At 31.8% G+C, this 22,535-nt stretch carries 25 protein-coding genes; 7 read left to right on the top strand and 18 right to left on the bottom strand.

Annotated features, from left to right (window positions below; genetic code table 11):
* Nucleotides 1-3: 3 nt before the first annotated feature.
* From Q0K54_RS03130 to Q0K54_RS03060, 15 genes are all read right to left on the bottom strand, one after another.
* Nucleotides 4-1,077, bottom strand: coding sequence for a CamS family sex pheromone protein (locus tag Q0K54_RS03130; protein ID WP_294578395.1), 1,074 nt, complete (start codon nucleotides 1,075-1,077; stop codon nucleotides 4-6).
* A gap of 46 nt (nucleotides 1,078-1,123) precedes the next feature.
* Nucleotides 1,124-3,118, bottom strand: coding sequence for an NAD-dependent DNA ligase LigA (gene ligA / locus Q0K54_RS03125; protein WP_294578394.1), 1,995 nt, complete (start codon nucleotides 3,116-3,118; stop codon nucleotides 1,124-1,126).
* An 84-nt stretch (nucleotides 3,119-3,202) separates the two neighbouring features.
* A complete protein-coding gene (locus Q0K54_RS03120) occupies nucleotides 3,203-4,132 on the bottom strand; it encodes an HAD domain-containing protein (protein ID WP_294578393.1) in 930 nt (309 codons plus the stop codon).
* Nucleotides 4,133-4,184: 52 nt separating this feature from the next.
* Complete coding sequence (locus Q0K54_RS03115; RefSeq protein WP_294578392.1) at nucleotides 4,185-6,329, bottom strand: ATP-dependent helicase; 2,145 nt, start codon at nucleotides 6,327-6,329, stop codon at nucleotides 4,185-4,187.
* A gap of 84 nt (nucleotides 6,330-6,413) precedes the next feature.
* On the bottom strand, nucleotides 6,414-7,331 hold the full coding sequence (locus Q0K54_RS03110; RefSeq protein WP_294578391.1) for a dihydroorotate dehydrogenase: 918 nt from the start codon (nucleotides 7,329-7,331) through the stop codon (nucleotides 6,414-6,416).
* The gene (locus tag Q0K54_RS03105) at nucleotides 7,324-8,079 is read right to left on the bottom strand and encodes a dihydroorotate dehydrogenase electron transfer subunit (RefSeq protein WP_294578390.1); all 756 of its coding nucleotides are present in this window, start codon (nucleotides 8,077-8,079) and stop codon (nucleotides 7,324-7,326) included. The genes Q0K54_RS03110 and Q0K54_RS03105 overlap by 8 nt, the downstream gene beginning before the upstream one ends.
* A gap of 9 nt (nucleotides 8,080-8,088) precedes the next feature.
* Complete coding sequence (locus Q0K54_RS03100; protein WP_294578389.1) at nucleotides 8,089-9,357, bottom strand: dihydroorotase; 1,269 nt, start codon at nucleotides 9,355-9,357, stop codon at nucleotides 8,089-8,091.
* Entirely contained in the window at nucleotides 9,350-10,222 is an 873-nt protein-coding gene (locus Q0K54_RS03095; RefSeq protein ID WP_294578388.1) for an aspartate carbamoyltransferase catalytic subunit, read from the bottom strand. Before Q0K54_RS03095 ends, Q0K54_RS03100 begins: the two co-directional genes overlap by 8 nt.
* A 168-nt stretch (nucleotides 10,223-10,390) precedes the next feature.
* On the bottom strand, nucleotides 10,391-10,873 hold the full coding sequence (gene coaD, locus Q0K54_RS03090) for a pantetheine-phosphate adenylyltransferase (RefSeq protein WP_294578387.1): 483 nt from the start codon (nucleotides 10,871-10,873) through the stop codon (nucleotides 10,391-10,393).
* On the bottom strand, nucleotides 10,873-11,424 hold the full coding sequence (gene rsmD, locus Q0K54_RS03085; RefSeq protein ID WP_294578386.1) for a 16S rRNA (guanine(966)-N(2))-methyltransferase RsmD: 552 nt from the start codon (nucleotides 11,422-11,424) through the stop codon (nucleotides 10,873-10,875). Before rsmD ends, coaD begins: the two co-directional genes overlap by 1 nt.
* A gap of 8 nt (nucleotides 11,425-11,432) precedes the next feature.
* Nucleotides 11,433-11,780 (bottom strand): YlbF family regulator, encoded by a 348-nt coding sequence (locus tag Q0K54_RS03080; RefSeq protein WP_294578385.1) that lies wholly within the window; start codon nucleotides 11,778-11,780, stop codon nucleotides 11,433-11,435.
* A gap of 1 nt (nucleotide 11,781) precedes the next feature.
* Nucleotides 11,782-11,961, bottom strand: a complete 180-nt coding sequence (locus tag Q0K54_RS03075; protein WP_294578384.1) for a YlbE-like family protein — start codon at nucleotides 11,959-11,961, stop codon at nucleotides 11,782-11,784.
* Nucleotides 11,954-12,256, bottom strand: coding sequence for a spore coat protein YlbD (gene ylbD / locus Q0K54_RS03070; protein ID WP_294578383.1), 303 nt, complete (start codon nucleotides 12,254-12,256; stop codon nucleotides 11,954-11,956). Before ylbD ends, Q0K54_RS03075 begins: the two co-directional genes overlap by 8 nt.
* A 32-nt stretch (nucleotides 12,257-12,288) precedes the next feature.
* A complete protein-coding gene (locus Q0K54_RS03065; protein ID WP_294578382.1) occupies nucleotides 12,289-13,518 on the bottom strand; it encodes an FtsW/RodA/SpoVE family cell cycle protein in 1,230 nt (409 codons plus the stop codon).
* Nucleotides 13,511-13,780 carry a UPF0223 family protein gene (locus tag Q0K54_RS03060; RefSeq protein WP_294578381.1) on the bottom strand — a complete coding sequence of 90 codons (270 nt, stop codon included), beginning with the start codon at nucleotides 13,778-13,780 and terminating at the stop codon, nucleotides 13,511-13,513. The genes Q0K54_RS03065 and Q0K54_RS03060 overlap by 8 nt, the downstream gene beginning before the upstream one ends.
* A 110-nt stretch (nucleotides 13,781-13,890) precedes the next feature.
* Between Q0K54_RS03060 and Q0K54_RS03055 the strand changes: the two genes are divergently transcribed.
* The gene (locus Q0K54_RS03055) at nucleotides 13,891-14,094 is read left to right on the top strand and encodes a hypothetical protein (RefSeq protein ID WP_294578379.1); all 204 of its coding nucleotides are present in this window, start codon (nucleotides 13,891-13,893) and stop codon (nucleotides 14,092-14,094) included.
* Between the two features lie 52 nt (nucleotides 14,095-14,146).
* Nucleotides 14,147-14,716 carry a peptide deformylase gene (def, locus tag Q0K54_RS03050; protein WP_294578378.1) on the top strand — a complete coding sequence of 190 codons (570 nt, stop codon included), beginning with the start codon at nucleotides 14,147-14,149 and terminating at the stop codon, nucleotides 14,714-14,716.
* A 77-nt stretch (nucleotides 14,717-14,793) separates the two neighbouring features.
* Here def and Q0K54_RS03045 read toward each other — a convergent pair whose 3' ends face one another.
* Complete coding sequence (locus Q0K54_RS03045; protein WP_294578377.1) at nucleotides 14,794-16,077, bottom strand: O-acetylhomoserine aminocarboxypropyltransferase/cysteine synthase family protein; 1,284 nt, start codon at nucleotides 16,075-16,077, stop codon at nucleotides 14,794-14,796.
* A 103-nt stretch (nucleotides 16,078-16,180) separates the two neighbouring features.
* Nucleotides 16,181-16,603 carry a hypothetical protein gene (locus Q0K54_RS03040; protein WP_294578376.1) on the bottom strand — a complete coding sequence of 141 codons (423 nt, stop codon included), beginning with the start codon at nucleotides 16,601-16,603 and terminating at the stop codon, nucleotides 16,181-16,183.
* Nucleotides 16,604-16,746: 143 nt separating this feature from the next.
* On the opposite strand from Q0K54_RS03040, the gene Q0K54_RS03035 reads away from it, so the two are divergent.
* Nucleotides 16,747-17,415 carry a hypothetical protein gene (locus tag Q0K54_RS03035; protein ID WP_294578375.1) on the top strand — a complete coding sequence of 223 codons (669 nt, stop codon included), beginning with the start codon at nucleotides 16,747-16,749 and terminating at the stop codon, nucleotides 17,413-17,415.
* A gap of 42 nt (nucleotides 17,416-17,457) precedes the next feature.
* Nucleotides 17,458-18,696, top strand: coding sequence for a 6-phosphofructokinase (locus Q0K54_RS03030; RefSeq protein ID WP_294578374.1), 1,239 nt, complete (start codon nucleotides 17,458-17,460; stop codon nucleotides 18,694-18,696).
* A gap of 25 nt (nucleotides 18,697-18,721) precedes the next feature.
* Here the strand turns inward: Q0K54_RS03030 and Q0K54_RS03025 are convergent, their stop codons facing one another.
* Nucleotides 18,722-20,035 (bottom strand): PLP-dependent aminotransferase family protein, encoded by a 1,314-nt coding sequence (locus tag Q0K54_RS03025; RefSeq protein WP_294578373.1) that lies wholly within the window; start codon nucleotides 20,033-20,035, stop codon nucleotides 18,722-18,724.
* Nucleotides 20,036-20,154: 119 nt separating this feature from the next.
* On the opposite strand from Q0K54_RS03025, the gene cysK reads away from it, so the two are divergent.
* From cysK to Q0K54_RS03010, 3 genes are all read left to right on the top strand, one after another.
* Nucleotides 20,155-21,072: a cysteine synthase A gene (gene cysK, locus Q0K54_RS03020; RefSeq protein WP_294578372.1), complete on the top strand. Its 918-nt coding sequence runs from the start codon at nucleotides 20,155-20,157 to the stop codon at nucleotides 21,070-21,072.
* 115 nt (nucleotides 21,073-21,187) lie between these two features.
* Nucleotides 21,188-21,934, top strand: a complete 747-nt coding sequence (locus Q0K54_RS03015; protein WP_294578371.1) for a helix-turn-helix domain-containing protein — start codon at nucleotides 21,188-21,190, stop codon at nucleotides 21,932-21,934.
* A 29-nt stretch (nucleotides 21,935-21,963) separates the two neighbouring features.
* A partial coding sequence (locus Q0K54_RS03010; RefSeq protein ID WP_294578370.1) for an IS3 family transposase occupies nucleotides 21,964-22,535 on the top strand: 572 nt, incomplete at its 3' end.

Below are 22,535 nucleotides of genomic sequence, written 5' to 3'. Positions count from 1 at the left end.
CTCCTAATATAACAAAATACTCTTCGCTGATTCACCGCGCTCTTTAATAATAATATTTTCTAACTGATCTTGAGAATAAACTAATACAGTTATATCATATTCATTACCAAATTGAGCATTTAATTCATCAGCGGCTGTTTCAATTAAATGTAACAATTCCGTATATGTTTTAACATTGGCATTAATATTAATTCTTAATGATTGTAACTGACCATCTCGATAACGACCATAACCAATTACACCAACAGCTTCTACAGCCACATTTTTAATATTGCTTTTAAAAATTTCAAACTGTGATGATGTTTCTTCATCACTAGTTGCAGCTTCACTGCTAGAAAACATTAACATATCATAATCTAATGTTTCAATCTCACCAACATCACCATTGCAATAAGATTTTAATATATAACGACCATCGATTTCACTTTCATTAGTATTAGTAGCATAATACACGCAGATATTAACTGGTAAACTTTTGATTTCATCAAGGGTTTTTAAATAATCATATAATTTAGGAATAACTTCCCGGCCATAAGCAATTACTTCAGATTCATCCATATAAGTTGAAAGCTGAGTGTTATTCGTTTCCCGAGGGTCTAGAACGATTGCAAATGAAGCTCCAGCCAATTGATAATCATCACCACTACGACTATAAAAATCTAATTCATATACCGTACTTACCATCGTTGGAGCTGTAACATTACTAATGACCCGACCATAATCTGGTTGTAACGAGTATTCATAGTCGTTATTATCATTATTTCTTTTTGTCAATTGTTCCATATTATCATACTTTAAGATTTGTCCTTCAGCCATATAATAATCACTAGTAGAAAATTCATCGGTTGACAAAACTTCTAATTCTCTACCAATAGTTTGAAAATCAACCGTATTAAATGAACGATAATAACTAGACCGGTTTTCATTAATATCAAATTTTACAATTCGGTAAAACGTATCATCTAAACTATCAGTCGATGAAGCATCATTAGCTGTTTGCGTTTCTACTGTATCTTTAGCATCACTACATCCAGCAAGTAACATCACTAACACTAATAGAGCAATTATTTTTTTCATCTTGGTAGTTTCCTCCTTTATACAGTGCATTATAGCATTATTTTACCTACTTCACCATTTCAAGTAAAGTTTCTTCACTAATTACATTAATTCCCAAACTTTGGGCCTTAGTCAATTTGCTTCCAGCATTTTCTCCGGCTACCAGATAATTAGTTTTTTTAGAAACCGAACCAGCAACTTTCCCACCATGTTTTTCAATCAAAGCAGCTGCTTCTTTACGTGATAAAGTTGGTAGAGTCCCGGTTACGACAAATGTCTGCCCTTCAAAACGATCATCACTATCTTCATCTTCAATTACTTCCATATTAACACCATAATCTTTTAAGCGTTGAATGACTGCTTGATTATAAGGATTTTTAAAATAATTAATAATGGCCATTGCACTAACATCACCAATATCATTGACTTCAATTAACTGGGCATAAGAAGCATTCATTAAATTATCAATGGTCTTAAATTTTTTCATCAAACTTTTGGCAGCTGCCTTACCAACATTACTGATACCAAAACTAGTCAATAATTTAGCAGCATCATTATTTTTACTTCTTTCAATAGCATTTAATAAATTATCAGTACTTTTTACTAATCCAATAACTTTTTTATCCAAAAGTTCCTGCCGCTTATCAATCAAACCATAAATATCGCTGATATCTTTAATATAACCTAAATTAACCAAAGTTTCCACATAAGCTAAACCAAAGCCTTTAATATCCATGGCATCACGACCAACAAAATTCATGATATTTCTTACTAATTTACTTGGACAGCTATCATTAGTACATTTAATATCGGCATTATCACCATAGCGAACAGCCGGAGCCCCACAAACTGGACAAGTATTTCCAATCTGGTAAGGAACACTATCAGCCGGCCTTTTTTCTTTAACTACTCTTTTGACCTTTGGAATAATTTCTCCTGATTTATAAACTACGATCGTATCACCAATACGAATATCTAAATCATCGATAAAATCCTGATTATGTAATGTAGCTCGAGAAACAGTTGTTCCACAAAGACGTACTGGTTCAAAGATGGCCGTTGGAGTAATACGACCTGTTCGCCCTACCGACAATTCAATATCCAATAATTTAGTTTCTTTTTCTTCAGGAGGGTATTTATAAGCAATTGCCCATCGTGGTACTTTTGAAGTATTTCCTAACCGTTGCCGATCGGCAAAACTGTCGATTTTAACTACCGCACCATCAATATCATATTTTAACTTTTCACGATTATTGCCAATAGCTTCAATTGCCTGCCAAACTTCATCGGCTGTTTTGCAAACATGATAATCTTCAATAATTTTAATTCCCTGCTCTTTTAAATATTCATAGCCTTGAACATGACTCGTAAATTCTTTGCCCCGGGCATCTTGAATATTGAAAACAAACATTGATAAGTTTCTTTCTTTAGTAATCGATGTATCTAATTGTCGTAGCGTCCCAGCAGCACAATTACGAGGATTAGCAAAAAGTTTTTTACCTTTAATTTCCTGCATTTCATTAACCTTTTCAAAGGCTTCATTGGTCATATAGACTTCACCACGAACTTCTAAATATTCGATGGGATCTTTTAATCTTTTTTTAACATCTTTAATAACTCGGGCATTAGCGGTAACATCTTCACCCTGCAAAATCCCATCACCACGAGTTACTGCTAAATTCAAACGGCCAAATTCATAACGTAAAGCCATTGAAAGACCATCTATTTTATACTCAACTACAAACGTTGGATCATCTAACTGTTCTTGCATTTGTGATACAAACTCATAGACTTCTTCTTTAGAAAAAACATCTTGTAAAGAAAGCATTGGAACATTATGACGAACCAATACCCCGGCTTCCCGTTTAGCACTACCACCAACTCGTTGGGTTGGTGAATCACTAGTAACTAATTCTGGATGTTTTTTTTCTAAAGCTTTCAGCTCCTGCATCATCATATCATATTCATAATCACTGATTTCTGGATCATCTTGATTATAATAACGATCATTGTGATATAGAATTTGTTTCTTCAACTCTTCATATCTATTTATATCATTCATTATCTCACCTCTAAAATCTTTTCTATTATACCAAAATCCCTACCAGGATAAAACAATAAAATTTTTATTTATCAAAAAATGAGGTCAAACCTCATTTTTCCATTCATTTTCATAATTATAGGGACTATACTCACTATGAATTAAAGTTGCCTGATCATCATTAGTTAAATATTGATGATTGATATTTAACCGTTCTAAAACTAGATTATACCAAAAATGAATTTTGATGCCATTAAAATAAGCTTTTTTAGCTACTAAAACATAACCATCATCACAATCTAATTTAAAAGCTAAATGTGATAATTCCTGAATCAAAAATCGCATCAATAATCTTTGCAGATTTAAATTTAAAATAACGACCTGATCAACCAAAAGCATTTGACCATGATCACTGCTACAAAGATGATATTTAGCTATTAAAGCTAGATTATTCAAAACTGATATATTAAAACTATTAGCATCGATCTTATATTCAAAAGCACCATCTAAGATCATTTTAGCCAAATCAAAATCCTCATCATTAAAATAATCATTAGTTCTAATTAAATGATAACCAAACTGTTTTGATAAGTTCCAATAATCTTCATCATCAATAATCACAAAATCATCTACTTCAGGATGATTTTTCAGATACCGCTGGATTCCATCTAATTTATCATTACCTGGAGCAATATCAATATAATCCTGGTCTAAATGGACCATCTTCAAAAGGCCTGGCATACTAGTTTTACCATAAGCATGGATCCAAGAACTCTCCATGACTATTTTACTATTAGTTTGTTTAAGCAGCTGTCGGATTCGATTACAAGCCGTAAGTGACCAACCAGTTTCTACAATGTACATATCATAACCATCTAAAAAATCCATCTGATTTTTCTTTTGATAATTACTGGCCATCGTATGATAATATTCTTGATCATATTTCCCTTTTTTATCCGGTTTTAAAACCGGAAATTTACTGCTTTCAGTTGGAGCAATTACTCCATCAATATCTAAAAACACGACTTTTGTCATCATCTAATCTCCTTACATAATTAAATTATAACAAAAAAAGCACCTTAAGTGCTTAATTTGTCAGTTTTTTTAATGCTTTATGTCCAGCCATCAAAGTTTTTAATCCAGCCGGTAATTCAAAAGCAATATCTAAAGTTTTACCGTTGACCTTCACGACAACCCCTTTACCAAAAGTGTCGTGCATGACAAAATCACCAACAGCCCAATCTTTTACCTGATTGTCACCGATTAATTCTTCTTTAGTTGGTTTACTATCGATATAATTAGCTGTTTTAAATCGAGGCTTGACTCCTAAATGCTTAACTCCTTCAATTCCCATTTCGTCAATAAAACGACTGGCGGTTTTAGGAGAATCAGTTACAAAACTATAGCCTTCGCTATCTGTCAAGAATAATTGTTTTTTAGCTCTGGTAAAGGCAACATAAGCTAATCGTCGTTCTTCTTCCAGACCATCATCAGATTCACTTAAAGTCCGAAAACTTGGGAAAATTCCTTCTGAAAGTCCTAAGACAAAGACATAATCAAATTCTAATCCTTTAGCCATATGAATTGACATCAAACTTACATACTGATCATCATCGATCGTATCATTGTCAGTATACAATGAAATTTCCTGTAAATAGTTTTCAATTGTAGCAATATCGGGGTTTTGCATAGTAAAAGTATAAATTGAATTTTGCAATTCTTGAATATTATTAATGCGGTTATCTTCTAAATCCCGTTTTAGCATATCGATATACCCAACATCTTCAATTAATTTTTCAAACATTTCATGTAATGGTAATTTAGAAGCTTTAGCTTCTTCAATTGCCTTCACAAACTTTTTCACTTCACCTTTAGCTTTATTAGATAATTTAATTTGATCACTGAATAAGGTTAAGGCTTCATATAAACTAACATGATTATTTAACGCTACTAGTTGAATATTTTCCAATGTCTTTTTTCCAATTCCTCGTGAGGGAACATTTATGATTCGTTCAAAAGCTAAATCTTCATCATTACAAACTAGTTGCAGATAACTAAGAGCATCTTTAACTTCTTTACGATTAAAGAACTTTAAGCCACCAAAAATACGATAATCGATACCATGGGCAATTAAGGCCTGTTCAATCGTTCTTGATAGATAATTAGCTCGATATAAAATGGCAAAGTTTTTATAATTAACTCCTTCAACCTCACTAATGATCTTTTCTATTTGCTCACATATATAATCAGCTTCATCCTGTTCATTTTTACCAGTATAATGAATTACCTCAGCACCACCGGTTTCTTGAGTAAATAAATCTTTTTCTAGACGATGTTCATTTTTACGGATCAAATTATTGGAAACATTTAAAATATTACCTGTCGAACGATAGTTTTGATCCAAAATAACTGTCTTACATGGCTTAAAATCTTTATCAAAATCCAGAATATAATTAACATCAGCACCCCTAAAAGAGTAGATGGTCTGATCAGGATCACCAACAACACAAGTGATTGCCTGTTTTGACATTAGTTTAACTAAACGATATTCAATATTTCCCACATCTTGAAACTCATCAACATGAATATATTGGAATTTACGTTGCCATTTTTCCAATACATCGGGATAATTTTCAAAAATATAAACGGTTTTTAATAATAAATCATCAAAATCTAACAAGAAATGATTTTCTTGATATTCTAGATATTTTTGATAAACTTTAGCTTTTTTTAATTCACCTTGAAATTCTCCAGCCAACTCGATTGCTCTTTGTGGCGTAATATTAGCCATTTTATAATCAGAGATAGTTGAAAGCATACTTTTTAAACTAATGGCTTTAGTATCAATTGATAGTTGGGTATAAATTTTTTTCAATAAAGCCTTTTGATCTTCTTCATCCATGATCATAAAATTACTAGGATAATTTATAACATTGATATGCTGACGCAAAATTCTAACACATAATGAATGAATAGTACAAATAACTGTTCCCATCCCATGAGGGCCTAAAAGATTAGCCACTCTTTCTTTCATTTCATTAGCCGCTTTATTAGTGAAGGTAATCGCCAATATACGATATGGAGCTACTCCAATTTCATCAATTAAATAGGCAATCCGATAAGTAACCACCCGAGTTTTACCGGAACCAGCTCCAGCAATTATTCTTAAATTACTATCCAGATAAACAGCTGCTTCCTTTTGTTTTTTATTTAACAGTTTATCTAAATCCATTTAATCACCACCATTATTTTATTATATTTTTAGATATAGTTATTGAAAACAAAGAGAATTGGACTAACCAATTCTCTGGATTTATTAAAATTGATGTGAACGTCCCACAATTTTATTAATATCATCAATGCCTAATTGCTCTAATAATGGATCTAAGTTTTCAATAATTTTTTGACAAGCATATGGATCCACTAGATTCTGGCAGCCAATCGCAACTGCACTAGCTCCTGCCGACATCATTTCAATAACGTCTTCACTACTAGTAATACCACCCATTCCAATAACCGGAATATTAACTGCCTGGCTAACTTGATATACCATTCGAAGAGCTACTGGAAAAATTGCTGGCCCTGAATAACCACCAGTTTTATTGGCAATAATTGGCTTTCCAGTTTTTAAATCAAATCGCATACCTACTAATGTATTGATCATCGTAATTCCATCAGCTCCAGCTGCTTCAACCGCTTTAGCCATTTCCACGATATCTGTAACATTAGGCGATAATTTAACATAAACTGGAACTTGAGAAACTTCTTTAACGCGACGAGTTAAATCTGCAGCCATTTGGGGATTGGTTCCAAATTGAATACCACCACTATGAACATTAGGGCAAGAAATATTTAATTCCAAAGCTCCAATTTTATCATGTTGGCTAATTCGTCTAGCTGTTTCAACATAATCTTCTGGAGCACTACCACCAATATTAGCAATTACTTTATCTTGATAAACCGGTCTTAGTTTTTCTAACTCTTCATTCATCACAGCTTCTACCCCAGGGTTTTGAAGTCCGATTGCATTTAACATACCACTAGGTCCTTCAGCAATTCGTGGTAAAGGATTTCCATAACGAGGTTCCAATGTTGTCCCTTTTAACATAATTGAACCAAGAATATTAATATCATAAAACTTAGTAAATTCATATCCAAAGCCAAAAGTTCCACTAGCTGGAATAATTGGGTTTTTCATTTCTAATCCTGGTAATGATACTTTTAAATTAGCCACCAACAATCACCTCATCACTTTCTAAAATAGGCCCTTCAACACAAATTCGTTTATATGGTTTAGTTTTAACTTTACATGAACATCCCATACAGGCCCCAAAACCACAACCCATTCGAGCTTCAAAAGACAATTGCCCATGCTTTGGATAATTTAAAGCTAAAGCATCAAGCATTGGTTCTGGTCCACAGCTATAATAATGATCAAATTCTAAACCTTCATTTTTAATTACATCAATTACAGTTCCTTTAGTTCCGACACTACCATCCATAGTTGCAATATAAACCTTAGAAAACTCTGCAAACTTATCTTGGTAGAAAATATCTTTAGCACTATTAAAACCTAAAACTGTAATTACTTCATGATTAGCAGCTTTTAATTTTTTTCCTAAATTATACAATGGTGGAGTTCCTAAACCACCACCGATCAATAACGCTTTACCATCACGAATTTCAAAACCATTTCCAAGACCAATCAAACAATCTAAATAACTGCCCACTTCTTTATCCTTCAAGATTTTTGTTCCTTGACCGACAACCTTAAAAACAATTACAATATGATTTTCATCATAATCACTAATTGACATTGGACGTCGTAAATATGGCTGAAGACTATCATTGATCTTAATATTAATAAATTGACCAGGAGCAGTGATGTATTTAGCTCCTTCACCCTCTAAAACCATTTCATAAACGTCATCAGCAATTTGACTAATGGCGGTTATTTTCATCATTCCCTGTAAATTTGCCATAAATTCCTCCTAAATTTTCGTAATTACTCCATCTAAGACATGATATTTTAAAGCACCAAAACATTTAGTATCTAAAAATGGCGTATTTATTGATTTGGATTTAATACTTTCTTTAGTAATAGTATATTCTTCATCAAGATCAAAAACAGCCAGATTAGCTTTATATCCTATTTCTAGGTCATGTTTAATTCCTAAAACTTTAGCTGGATTAGTTGTCATACAAGCTAAAACCGTTTCTAATGGAATTAAATCTTTTTTTACAATATATGTATACATCAAACTAAAGGCATGCTGGATTCCGATAATTCCAAATGGAGCTTTAGAAATCGGCTGCATCTTTTCTTGAGGAGCATGAGGAGCATGATCGGTTGAAATCACCGTAACTACTCCTTCATTGATTCCTTGAATTAACGCTTCTAAATCTTCCTTACTTCTAAGTGGTGGATTCATTTTGTAATTAGGATTCATATCTTTAATATTTTCATCTGTCAAAATCAAATGATGCGGACAGGCTTCACCACTTACTAATTGATTATTTTGACGGGCTTTTTTTAAAGCCCAAACTGTTTCTTTAGTAGAAATATGACAAATATGATAACGATTTTTGATCATTCCTGCCAACTCTAGATCTCTTGTAGCCTGTTTGTATTCAGAAGCATTATTAATTCCTACTAAATCATGACTTTTAGAATAAGGACCTAAATTAACACAGGCACCTGGCTCTAATTCACTTTCATCTTCACAATGCGCTACAATAATGCTACCAGTTTCCTTGCAGGCTTTCATGGCGGCTTCCATCATTTCTTTTGACTGGACACCCTTTCCATCATCTGAAAACCCAGCTACAATAGCCATTTGACTATTGGCCTTAAAATCAACCAATTCTTGTCCTTTTAAATCTTTAGTAATAGCACTATAGGTATATGTATGAACTTGGCTGTCTTTATTAACACGCGCTGTAAAATCACTTATCGTTTCGACATCATCCATACAAGGTTTCGTGTTAGCCATAGCAACAATATGGGTATATCCCCCATATTTAGCACTATTAGTTCCTGTAGCTATCGTTTCTTTATGTTCAAATCCTGGTTCTCTTAAATGCACATGCATATCCACTAAACCAGGGGTTAATAATTTACCCTTTAAATCAATAACATCAGCTTCATCATTAATTTCTTCAGCAATATTAGTGATAAATTCATCTTCAATTAAAACATCTAATTTTTGTAACTTGCCATGATAAAATACATTACCATTTTTAAACAATATCTTAGTCATTTGTCAAAACTCGATTCAATAATGCCATCCGTACAAAAACACCATTTGTCATCTGTTTAAAAATACGACTTTGAGAACATTCAACGATCTCATCAGCAATCTCCACATTACGATTAAATGGGCCTGGATGCATTATGATTGCTCCTTTCTTCATTTTATCTACTCGTTTTTGATTTAAACCAAACATATCATGATATTGTTCTGTAGTAAGTCGCATCAACTCTTGATGCCGTTCATGCTGAACGCGAAGCAACATTACAATATCTACTTCTGGTAATATCTGATCAAAATCTACATAATTATACCCTGGTTCTTCAAATTGTTTAGGGCCGCTAGTATAAACATCCATTTTTAAACGTTTCATAATTTCATAATTACTATGCGCTACCCTTGAATGAACAATATCACCAACAATAACAATTTTTAAACCTTCAAAATGACCAAATTCTTCACGAATCGTCATTAAATCTAATAAAGATTGACTTGGGTGATTTCCCGTTCCATCACCGCCACTAATAACCGGTATTTTTATTTTCCCGACTAAATCGTCATAATAATTTTCTTTTGGATGACGAATCACTACAGCATCACAGCCAATTGATTCAAAAAATTTAACTGTATCGTATAGACTTTCGCCCTTTTGAACACTAGAAGTAGCTGCTTCAAAGTTTTGAGTTCGACATCCTAAATTAAAAGCTGCTTTATCAAAGCTGTAATGGGTTCTTGTTGATGGTTCAAAAAATAGATTGGCAACAACTTTCTGCCCATTAAAATCGACTTTTTTCCCTGCTTTAAATTCCTCAGCTTCATCCAATATCTGATTGATTTCTTCAACCGAAAAATCCTTTAATGTAAATATGTTCATTTGTCCGCCTCCATAAAAAATACCTCTTTCGAGGTATAATTGGTAAAATAATATTCTATTATACCCAGTTATCTTATTTTCTTTTTTCATCATATCAAATTCAATCAGTTTTGACAATTAATAAACCAGAAAAAATCAAATAATTAGAAAACCAGGATCAAGATTAGATTAATGATACTTTTGCCATAAAGCTTTTTCAACACATGGTGGTACTAGTCCGGCTACTGAGCGATGATGACTGACCATCTCCTTAACTGCTGAAGATGAAATAAAAGAATGTGATGGTTTAGTCATCAAAAAAACCATATCCACTTCTTTATCTAAGTATTGATTAGAAAAAGCCAACTGCAATTCATATTCAAAATCCATCGTTGCCCGAATACCGCGAACTAAAATTTTAGAACCAACATCTCGTGCATATTCAACTGATAACTTATCAGAAGAATCAATAATAACATTATCAAATTGTTTACAAGCTTCTTTTAATAAAGCTTTTCTTTCCTCAATCGTAAATAGCCCCTTTTTTTCAGGATTAATACCAATAGTAACATATAGCGTATCAAACATCATACTAGCGCGTTCAATAATATCTAAATGTCCATTAGTCACCGGATCAAAAGTTCCTACATATACTGCAATATTTTCTTTCATTATCCTACCCCATATTTAAATATATTTAATGCTGTTATCCCATATTGATATTTTTTTAATAAATTCAACTTTTGATATTCAGGAAAAGTCACTTCTTTTAATTCTTCTACTACAATTATCGCCTCATTTTGTAACATGTCATGTTCTAATAGATACGCAAAAATATCTGGTACCATATTTTTACCATATGGTGGATCCAAGATAACTAAATCAAATTTTAATGACATATTTGCAAACTTTTCCAATGCTTTACGATAGTCCAATTTAAAAACATGAGCTGTTTCTAATTTCAACAATTCAAAATTTTCTTTAATTACTTTAAAAGCTGCATATTGTTTATCAACACTATAGAGCTCTTTACAGCCCCTGGATAAAGCTTCGATACCTAAACCGCCACTTCCGGCAAACAAATCTAAAACTACCCCACCATCAAAATAAGGACCAATAATATTAAACATATTTTCTTTATTTCGATCGGTAGTTGGCCGCGTTAAATTTGATTTAACGGTCTTTAACGGCCGACTTTTATATTTTCCTGCAATAACTCTCATAATTTCCTCTATAATTCATATCGTGATAAATCTAATTCAGTTGAAATATTACCAAAAACAATTTTAGTAATTTCTTCCAAAAAATCATTTAAACAATGGTATTTTTGATAATAATCAACGATATCCTTATTCAAACTAATTTGTTTCTTTAATTGTTTAATTTCATCTTTGATCTGATTTAAATCAATATACGACTCATATTTTTTTAAATCATTATATTCTTCAATCTTTTGATGATATTCTTGTAAAAGTTGTTTATTTTCTTTTTTATCTAATTTTTTTTCAGCCTCAAAATAATCTTGATAACGCTGATCTAACTTGATTTGTTCAATTAATCTGTCTAATATTTCTTCCATATCACAACATCATTTCTATCATATTTAAAAATAAAGATACCTGTTCAATTTTATTAATAAAAGCCTGACTTTTATCATCCTTGTATTCCTGTAATAAGCGCTCATATTCACCTGGCGACCTTGAAAGAATTAAATACCATTTAGGATGATATCGTAAATAATAGCGTAAATCATCATTCATCATACCACTTTTTTCCATTATCCGGTTCCTTTTTATCGATAAATGTATTGATAACGTTTAAAACTTTTTCAATTGATGCCAGGCTATTTGAAAGGGCGTTTAAATCAATATTTTTGATTACGTCTATCAGCATATTTAAATTAAGATTGCTGCTAGTTTTATATGGTTGCCAAAATTTATCATCTTTTCCATACATAACATAGATTTCATATAATTGTTGCCATGTATAACGACCATTTAAAACATCCTGTTTGATACTAGGAATCGTTTTTAAAAATTCTTTAAATTCATCCATCAAATCACCTAGTATATTATATGTAAAACTAATTAATCAGTGTCATATTTTTGACGATTATAACGAGCAATAATTGCTTGGGCAATTCCAATAGCAACAAAAGCGGTAACTGTTGAAGAACCACCAGCTGAAAGCAACAATAATGGTACTCCCGTCATTGGAATCAAACCAGATACCCCACCTAAGTTAATCAACAGATGTAAAAAGAAATATGAGGCAATTCCTAGAAGAATGATCCGGGATTTATTTTCTTTGATCTTTAATGAATAATTTAACAATTTAAAAATAATGATACAAGTAGGAATTATAATCAATCCTAGACCAATAATTCCTAATTCCTCATAAACAATAGCGCCAATAAAGTCGTTATGTGCTTCAGGAATATATCCATATTTTTGAGTTGAATTTCCTAATCCCAAACCAAATAAACCACCATTTTTAAAAGCAATCAAAGCGTTAACCAGCTGTTGACTAGTATTGTATGGATCAGATAGAGGATCTAGCCAAGTAGTAATTCTACTTGTCTGATATCCTTTTAATACTGTCGTTCCGGCAATAATAAACAAAACAGCACATATTGCTAGAAATGCCCAGACAATTCGCTTGTACTTTTTAAAATATGGCCGTGGTGTAGCAATAAAACAAACAAAACAAATTGCCACTAATATTGCTGTCGTTCCAAAGTCATTTTGAATAAAAATTCCTACTGCTGCCGCAATTACAACTAGCATCATTGGCAAAAAAACGCACTGTAAAAATTTTTGTTTATAAAAAGCACTCTTTAACTCTTGCGTTTTAAAGCGTCCCTTAACGACAAAAGCTTGATCACTTTCCGTTAAAAAATAACTCATAATTAAAATCATTGCGATTTTCATAAATTCGGCTGGCTGAATACTAAATAAGCTGCCAAATTTAATCCAGGCATGGGATCCTTTCGAATCACTAAAGAAAAAACAGATTGCCATCAAAAAGATTCCTAAAACATATAGCCGCATCGATGAGGTATATGTTATATATCTTGTCTTAAAAACACGAGCTATAAATATCATTGCCCCCGTTCCAGCAATAACAAACACAGTTTGTGTTGCCATATTTTTTATTGCATAAGTCACCCCATAACGAGTAACACTACCAATTGAAGCGGAACCAATCATAATAATTCCAAAAATTGCCAAAACGAAAGTGCTGATATAAATACTTTTATCAACGCCACGACTTTTAAACAATTTTTTTAATTTTCTTAATCCTGCCAAATTACTCACCCACTTGAATAAAATCTTGATCTTGCTTAGCTGCCTTAACTACTTGATATATCGAATAATGTGAAACATGATAAAATTCCTGATCAAGTTTTTTTTCAGCACTTTTACTATCAACGATCAATTTAAATTTTCGATATGCTTCCATAAATTCTTTTTTACTAATGCCACCCTCATATGCTTTTTCAACTGCATTATATAAATTAATCACATCGATTATCTCTTGAGTTGTCCAAGTATAATCTATTGGATAGTTATATTCCATATTCTCACCTCTTAATGTTTTCTATTATAACTTAAAAATGAATTTATATCTACAATAACCCAATCAAAAGATAAAGATTAGAATAGGATAATACTAAAGGAGGCGATAATATGAACTGTGGATTTAACTATTCTGGTTGTGGTTGCAATAATTTTAACCCATATATTACTAACCCATTTGGTTGTTGTGGTTGCAATAGTTGTACTACCAGCTGTGGTTGTGGCAGCTTTGGTTCAACTAACTGGTTTGCTATCGTATTAGTAGTATTTTTACTGTTAATCATTTGCGGAAATTCTCGAATTAGAGTCGGATAACTGTTTCTTTCACCTCATTTTATGTTATAATACTGTCGATGAGGTGAAATTTATGATAACAATGAAAGATATAATCGATGATAATAATAAGTTAATTCGTGAAGTTTCTAAAGAAGTTGAGCTACCTCTTAGTGATGAAGATCGAAAACTATTATTAGACATGCATGAGTTTTTAGTCAATTCTCAAGAACCAGAAATTTCTGAAAAATATGACTTGCGTCCGGCTGTTGGGATTGCTGCAATTCAATTAGGAGTTCCTAAACGAATGCTAGCAGTTCATGTTTTAAATTATGATGAAGAAGGAAATGTAACGCATAGTGATGATTATGCTTTAGTTAATCCAAAAATCGTTTCCTATACTGAAAAACAATCATATCTAAAAGACGGTGAAGGCTGCTTATCAGTTAATCGGGAAGTTCAAGGTTATGTACCACGCTACGCTAAAGTAACTGTAAAAGGTTACGATGTTTTAACTGACCAGGAAGTTAAGATTGTTGCTAGAGGTTTCTTATCAATTTGTTTACAACATGAATTAGATCATTTTGAAGGTGTTTTATTCTATGATCGTATTGATAAAGAAAATCCATTATTACCAATCGAAAATGCATTAGTAATTAAATAAAAAAGAGCTAACTTTAAAAGTTAACCTCCTTTATGGAAATCCCATAAAGGAGGTTTCTTTGATTATCAGCTCTTTTTTTATTTTATTTTAGCAAAAGCTTGCTTTAAATCAGCAATCAAATCATCTACATCTTCTAATCCAACTGACATTCTGATTGTTTCTTGTTTAACACCACCGGCTAAACGTTCTTCTTCTGACATTTGCGCATGCGTTGTACTAGCTGGATGCGTTAATAAAGAACGAGAATCAGCAAAGTTAGTAACATGAATAAATAACTTAATATTGTTGATGACCGTTTTACCACCAGCAACACCACCACGTACACCAAAAGTATATAAACCACCAAATCCATTAGGGAAATACTTTTTAGCTAGTTGATAATTAGGACTATCTGGCAATTCAGCATAGCTAACCCATTCAACATCAGGGCATTCACTTAAAAATTTTGCCAGCGCCCGTGAATTTTCTACGTGTTTTTTCATTCTCAATGATAGAGTTTCTAATCCTAGTAAAGTCATATATGCATTAAATGGTGACATACACCCACCTAAATCACGTAATGTTTTAGCTACTGCTTTAGTACAAAAAGCCTGCTCTTTTAAATCAGCATAAACAATATCATGATAAGCTTTATCAGGGGTATTAAATAACGGATAACGAGGATTATCTTTCCATTGGAAATTTCCAGCATCAACAACGACACCACCCATGACATTACCATGTCCAGCTAAATATTTTGTAGTTGAATAAACAACTAAATTTGCCCCATGTTCGATTGGTCTAAATAAATATGGTGTTGGTGTTGTATTATCAACCACAAATAATAAATTATACTTTTTACATAAATCACTAATTGCATCAAAATCAAGCATATCCCCATTAGGATTTCCAACTGATTCTACAAAAATTAAACGTGTTTTATCATTGATCATTGATTCCATCGTTTCTAAATCATTTGGATCAACAAAATGAGATTTAAAGCCCATTCCGGTCATTGTTCCTGATAAAGAACCAATTGTACCACCATATAAATTATTAGCCGCAATAATTTCATCTCCACTTTGACAAATAGTCATTATTAATCCCATGATAGCCGCAGTTCCTGAAGCAAAAGCTACAGCACCAACACCACCATCTAAAGCAGCCATTCTTTGTTGTAAAGCTTCTACTGTTGGGTTTGATAAACGTGAATAGAAATATCCACCCTCTTCTAAAGCAAAAATACGCGCTGCCTGATCAGCATCATCAAAAGTAAACGCATTTGATAAATACAATGGTAAACCAGTTGCTTTCGTAACTGGATCTGGTTGTTGTCCAGCATGTATCTGTAATGTTTCAAAACCATATTTATTTTTATCCATAATAATTCCTCCTAAAATTGATAAAATTGTATCATAGATAAAAAAATTTTTCTACCATAAACTATTATCGATAAATAAAAAGCAGAAGAACTGCTCTTCTACCTCAATAATAATCTCTTACAATATTTACCATATCTTCAATATATAATCTAGCCCCGTCAATTACGCCCTGATCAACTTCTTTTAATTGCTTAAAAGTCAATTTGAACGAATATTGCTCTCGCATCAATGGCAAATTAGTCTGCTGACATAGCTTTATCATATTATTCATCTTATTTTCATTTAGATAAAACGCATTAAATAAAGCTAAATTATGGATATAATGACGATTGAGTTTTTTAATAAATGTTTCTAGTTCAACATCTTTTCTTACCGAATCATCAAAACCGATTAATAATAGATCAACTTGGCTTTCACTATCAAAAGCATCAATAGGCTTAGCATGAGTCTTGACCCATCGGGCCATCGCTTCAGCTACTGGTTTGATATGTTTTGATTTATTTGTATATAATACTTCTACTTTCATCGATATCACCTACTTTATTGTAAAGCGTTAATATGAACTATATGTTAACCATAGTTAAATTATATTAATTTAATCAAGATAAGTCTAGTTTTTAATTATAGAATTACTAGAAAGTGGCACAATACTATTTGAAAGGAGAATTGATGAAAAAAATACTATTATTAATATATTTAGCTTTCTTTCTAACTGGTTGTGTTCAAGGAAATATCGAAATTGAATATCAAAATCGAGACCAGGCCAATTTGAAAGTTGCCATGTATTGTCAAGAAAAACTTTTATCCACTTATGATACCTCGTTAGATGAATTACAAAATACTCTGCTAGCAAGCCAATTCAATACCTGGCAAATCAAACAAATTGCAAAGACGATCAACGGCAGTCGTTATGTCGGTTTAGAGCTCATTGCTCCAGAAGAAATCACGACCTATTTATTAAACTTTTTAAGCTATGATCAAAAAAATGATCAATATTCGTTAATTATCAATAAAACCGATATCAATAACATTATTAATCTAAATGAATTAAACGATATTAACAATTACTCCATTTCATCACTAGAAAATCTAAATCTTGATATTAATCTTACAATCTCACTTCCTGGAACCATTCAAGAAACTAGTTATGGCTCTATTACCAATAACCAAGTTAAAATTAATCTGTTGAACTTTTTAAATCAAGATAAAGCAACCCAAATCAAAGTTATTTCTAACAGCCAATCATCAAACTGGCAACTCACTAGTTTTTTAATTGGGGGCATTATCATCATTTTATTTTTCGTTTTATTAAAAAAGACTGTAACTACTTTTTTTTAATGACTAAAAATGTTAGAATGTCATCGTAAAAAGGAGATAAAGATGAAAAAGAGAAATTGTATTATTGGACAATCTGGAGGACCCACAACAGCAATTAATGCAAGTTTAGCCGGTATCATTCATAAAGCTAAAACCAGTGGTGTTTATGAAAATGTTTATGGAATGATCAACGGAATTAAAGGACTGTTAGATGGTCGTTATATGGATTTATTAAAAGAATTTGATACCGGAGATAAAATCAATGCCTTAAAACAAACTCCGGCGATGTATTTAGGATCATGTAGATTTAAATTACCAACTCATGAAGAGAATCAAGAAACTTATCTTAAATTATTCGAAATTTTAGAAAAACTAGAAATTACTGATTTCTTTTATATCGGTGGTAACGACTCAATGGATACTGTCATGAAATTAGATGATTATGCTAAAGCTATCAATAGTCATATCAATTTTATTGGGATTCCTAAAACTATCGATAATGATTTAATGGGAACTGATCATACTCCTGGGTTTGGTTCAGCAGCCAAATATGTTGCTTCTTCAATTTTAGAAGTTGTTCATGATAGTTTAATTTATCAGTTACAATCAGTAACGATTATTGAAATCATGGGACGTAATGCTGGCTGGTTAACTGCAGCCGCTGCTTTAGCTCGTAATGAATATAACGATGCCCCTGATTTAATTTATTTACCAGAAGTTGTTTTTGATAAACAAAAATTCTTAGATGATATCCGTGAGGTATTTAAACGTAAACGTTGTGTCGTTGTTGCGGTTAGTGAAGGAATTAAAGACGAAAATGGTCATTACTTAGATGATGATTCAAAGTATGCTAAAAAAGATGCCTTTGGTCATGTTTTGCATTCTGGAACTGGAAAAATGCTGGAATCACTAGTTTTTAAAGAATTCCAATGTAAAGTGCGTAGTATTGAATTAAACGTTTTACAACGATGTGCTATGCATATTGCCAGCAAAACTGATTTAAATGAATCATTTGTCATTGGGCAACAAGCAATTGAAACGGCTATAGCCGGAAAATCTGGTCATGTAATGGGCTTTAAACGAGTTTCAAACAACCCATATTTGATTGAATATGTTTCTAGTGATGTTCGTAGCATTGCTAATCTAGAGCAAAAAATTCCTACTGAATGGATCAATGAAGAACATAATGATATTACACAAGAACTTTATGATTATTTATATCCATTGATTCAAGGTGAAGTACATATTGAGTATAAAAATGGTATTCCAGCTTATTATAGCTGTAAACATTTAAATAAATAAAAAGGAAGTGACTACTTCCTTTTTTCTATTGCCAAATTTCTTTTAAAAGATTGATAGCTTCATCAATATCATGTTCAAAAATCCCCGAAAATGATAAAACAATTTGATTACTACTATTTTTAGTAACGCGAATATTATGTTTTTTAGCTGTTTCAATATATTGGTCAGTTAATTCATCAGCAACCGCCATAGTAATCTTTAATGCAGTTTCATATAATTCAAAATGATGGTTAGGAAAAGCGTTCTGGAGTGATGTTAATAAATGATTGCCTTTGATTCGATAATGTTTTCTTAGTTTTTTTAAATGTCTGGCCAGTTGCCCATCATCAATATACATGGCTAAAGCCAACTGTTCTAGTTTAGAAGCCGTTTGATGATAACTGGAAACTTTTTGATAAAATATCTTTGTAAAATAATTTGGCAGCGCCATATAACTAATTCGAATGGATGGTAATAATAATTTAGAGAAAGAACCAACATAAAAAATCCGTTCATTATCCAGTTTAGACATAGCATCGATTGGCTTAGTGTTAAATTTTAATTCACCATTATGATCATCTTCAATAATGAAAACATCATTTTCTCTAGCAAAATTTATTATTTCTAGTCGTCGCTGCCATTTTATTGGATGACCATGATATCCCCCTGAAGAACTATTAAGATACAATAGCTTTAAATTAGCCTTTTTTAATCCATCAATCGTAATTCCCTGATCATCGACTGGTAATTTAACAACTTGTAAATGACAATCATGAAAAACAGCTTCCGCCTGTTTAAAACCACCCTCTTCAATTCCAACAATCGTATCTTTTCCAAATAAACTACATATATGATATAACAGAATTTGAAATCCAGCACCAATAACATATTGATTTACCGGACGACTAAGTCCGCGATATTCGTGACTATATCGCTGTAAGGCCTGTTTTAAGGCAGGTTCTCCTAAAATCTCACCATAACACATTAATTCATCTGTTTGATTTAAAGCTTTTTTAATATATTTTTTCCAGATTTCTAGATTAAAGCTTTCACTGTCAACAAATCGGCCACTAAAATCATAGCGATATTTTTGCGTTTCAACCGCTATGTTAGTATCAAATGTTGGCCCTTTCATCTGACTACGATATTGAACATCTACGTAATAACCAACTTTTTCCTTAGCATAAATATACCCTTCGACCAACAATTGTAAATACGCACTTTCTACGGTCGTACGACTTACATCTAATCTTTTAGCCATCTGCCTAATTGACGGAATTTTATCGTGATATTTTAAATAACCATTTTCAATATCATCTATAATTGTCTGATATACTTGTATATATTTAAAATCTTTCATAATCAGTCCCCTTTTTTTCATTATAAATGATACTTTTGACCATGACAATAAAATTAAATTATCGTTTTAATATCTAAAATATTAAAATAATGGTATAACTATACAAAGGAAGTGAAAAAATGAATATTAAAAAAAGTGTTTTAGAAACAATTGGGAATACCCCAATCATTGAACTTGCTCGTTTAAAACAAGAAAAAAAATTAAACAACAACTTGTTTGCAAAAGTAGAATTTTTTAATCCCGGTGGTAGCGTTAAAGACCGGGTTGGCTTAAAACTAATTGAACAGGCATATCAAGATAATTTAATCAATCAAGAAACAATAATTATCGAACCAACTAGTGGTAACACTGGAATTGGTTTAGCTATTGCTTGTGCCATCTATGGCAATAAACTAGTTTTAACCATGCCTGAAACCATGTCAATAGAAAGACAAAAACTATTAAAGGCTTATGGAGCTAAAATTGTCTTAACACCAGGTAAACTGGGAATGCAGGGATCTGTTGATAAAGCTAATGAATTAGCTAAAGAAAATGAAAATAGTTTTATTCCTGGTCAATTCGTTAATCCTAACAATCCTTTAGCCCATCAAGAAACAACTGCTAAAGAAATTATTGAAACTTTTGAAAATGAAAAAATTGATTATTTTGTAGCTGGAATTGGAACTGGTGGTACAATTACTGGAATTGGAAAGGTATTAAAAGAAAAATATCCTGATATTAAAATTATTGGAATTGAACCAGCTGATTCGCCATTAATTACTAAAGGAAAAGCTGGACCTCACGGTATCCAGGGAATTGGTGCTAATTTTATTCCCGATATCTTAGATTTAGATATTATTGATGAAATGATTACCGTGACTACCGATGAAGCATATGAAGCTTCTCGCCTTTTAGCTAAAAAAGAAGGATTATTAGTTGGAATTAGTGCTGGAGCTGCCTTATATGGTGCTAGTAAAATTAATGATGAAGGTAAAAATATTGTTGTCTTATTACCAGATACTGGTGAAAGATATTTATCAACCGATTTATTTAAATAGTTATTTTAATTACAAAGTATCTTATTTATCTTAAAAAGCTATTGGTAAAAATTGATATGATAACCTCCTAGTAGACAGTGTAAATAATTAAACACTGATACGGGAGGTTTTTATATTGGGAAGAAAAAGCAAATATTCTAAAGAACTAAAAATAAAAATATGTAAACGTTATTTGAATGGTGAAGGATCTACTTATTCATTAGCTGATGAAATTGGCACAAATAATATGGTTGTTTATAGATGGGTTAAAAAATACAATGCTTTTGGTGAATCAGCTTTTGATGATTTAAAATCAAATAATGCATATACTAAAACATTTAAACAGATGGTTGTAGATGCTTATTTAAACGGCGAAGGTTCATTAGATGATCTGGCAATAAAATATAATATTTCTTCTAATAGCACTATCATAAAGTGGATAAAAGATTATAATAGTCATATGGAATTGAAGGATTACATTCCTGGAGGAGAAGATATCTATATGGCGAAAAGCAGAAAAGTAAATAAAGAAGAACGTATTGAAATTGTAAAGTATTGTCTTGAACATGATTTGGACTATAAGACAACAGCTAAGGTATTTGAAACAACTTACGCTAATGTCTTTAATTGGGTCAAGAAGTATAAGGAAAACGGCAAAGATGGTTTAGGTGATAGACGTGGACATCATAAAGCTGATGAAGAAGTTGATGAAATGACTTTATTAAAACGACAGCTCAAACAAAAGGAATATGAACTTGAAATGGCACTATTGGAGGTAAGAATGTTAAAAAAATTGGACGAGATAGAAAGAAGGCGATATACAGAGAAAGCAAATATGAAGAAGAATATGAAGCAATCAAAGAAATTAGCGAAGAAGAAGTAGATAAAGGAAACACACCAAATATATCACTTATGTGTAGAATACTTGATGTCAAACGTGCAAACTATTATAAATGGCTTCATCATGAAAAGAGTATTGTAGACAAGGAAAATGAAGAGATAGCTGAGCTGATCAAAGAATATCATAAAAAATATAACGGATTATTAGGTTATAGAATGATGGCTGATAGAATAAATAGAGATCATCATAGACATTATAGTGACAAACGTATCTATAAGATCATGAGGACATTAGGTATTCAAAGCATCATTCGACCTAAACGAAGAAGTTGTACAGTTAGAAAAAATAACAACACAGCTAAGAATAATCTTAATAGAGATTTCAATGCATCAAGACCAAATGAAAAATGGGTAACTGATGTCACAGAATTCAAATATGGCCCACATAATGAATATAAGCTTTATTTGAGTGCATTTCTTGATCTCTATGATAGAACAGTCGTCAGTTATGAAGTTGGTAATCACAATAATAATATTCTTGTTTTTAATACATTTGATAAAGCAATTCAAGCTAATAAAGATGCACATCCTTTATGTCATTCGGATGGAGGATATCAATACACAAGTCCAGCCTTTGTAAATAT

It is taken from the genome of uncultured Thomasclavelia sp., assembly GCF_944324745.1.
Classification (GTDB): Bacteria; Bacillota_I; Bacilli_A; order Erysipelotrichales; family Coprobacillaceae; genus Thomasclavelia.
The sequence above is the reverse complement of the archived record's forward strand: the minus strand, read 5'-3'. Positions and strand labels throughout refer to the sequence as shown.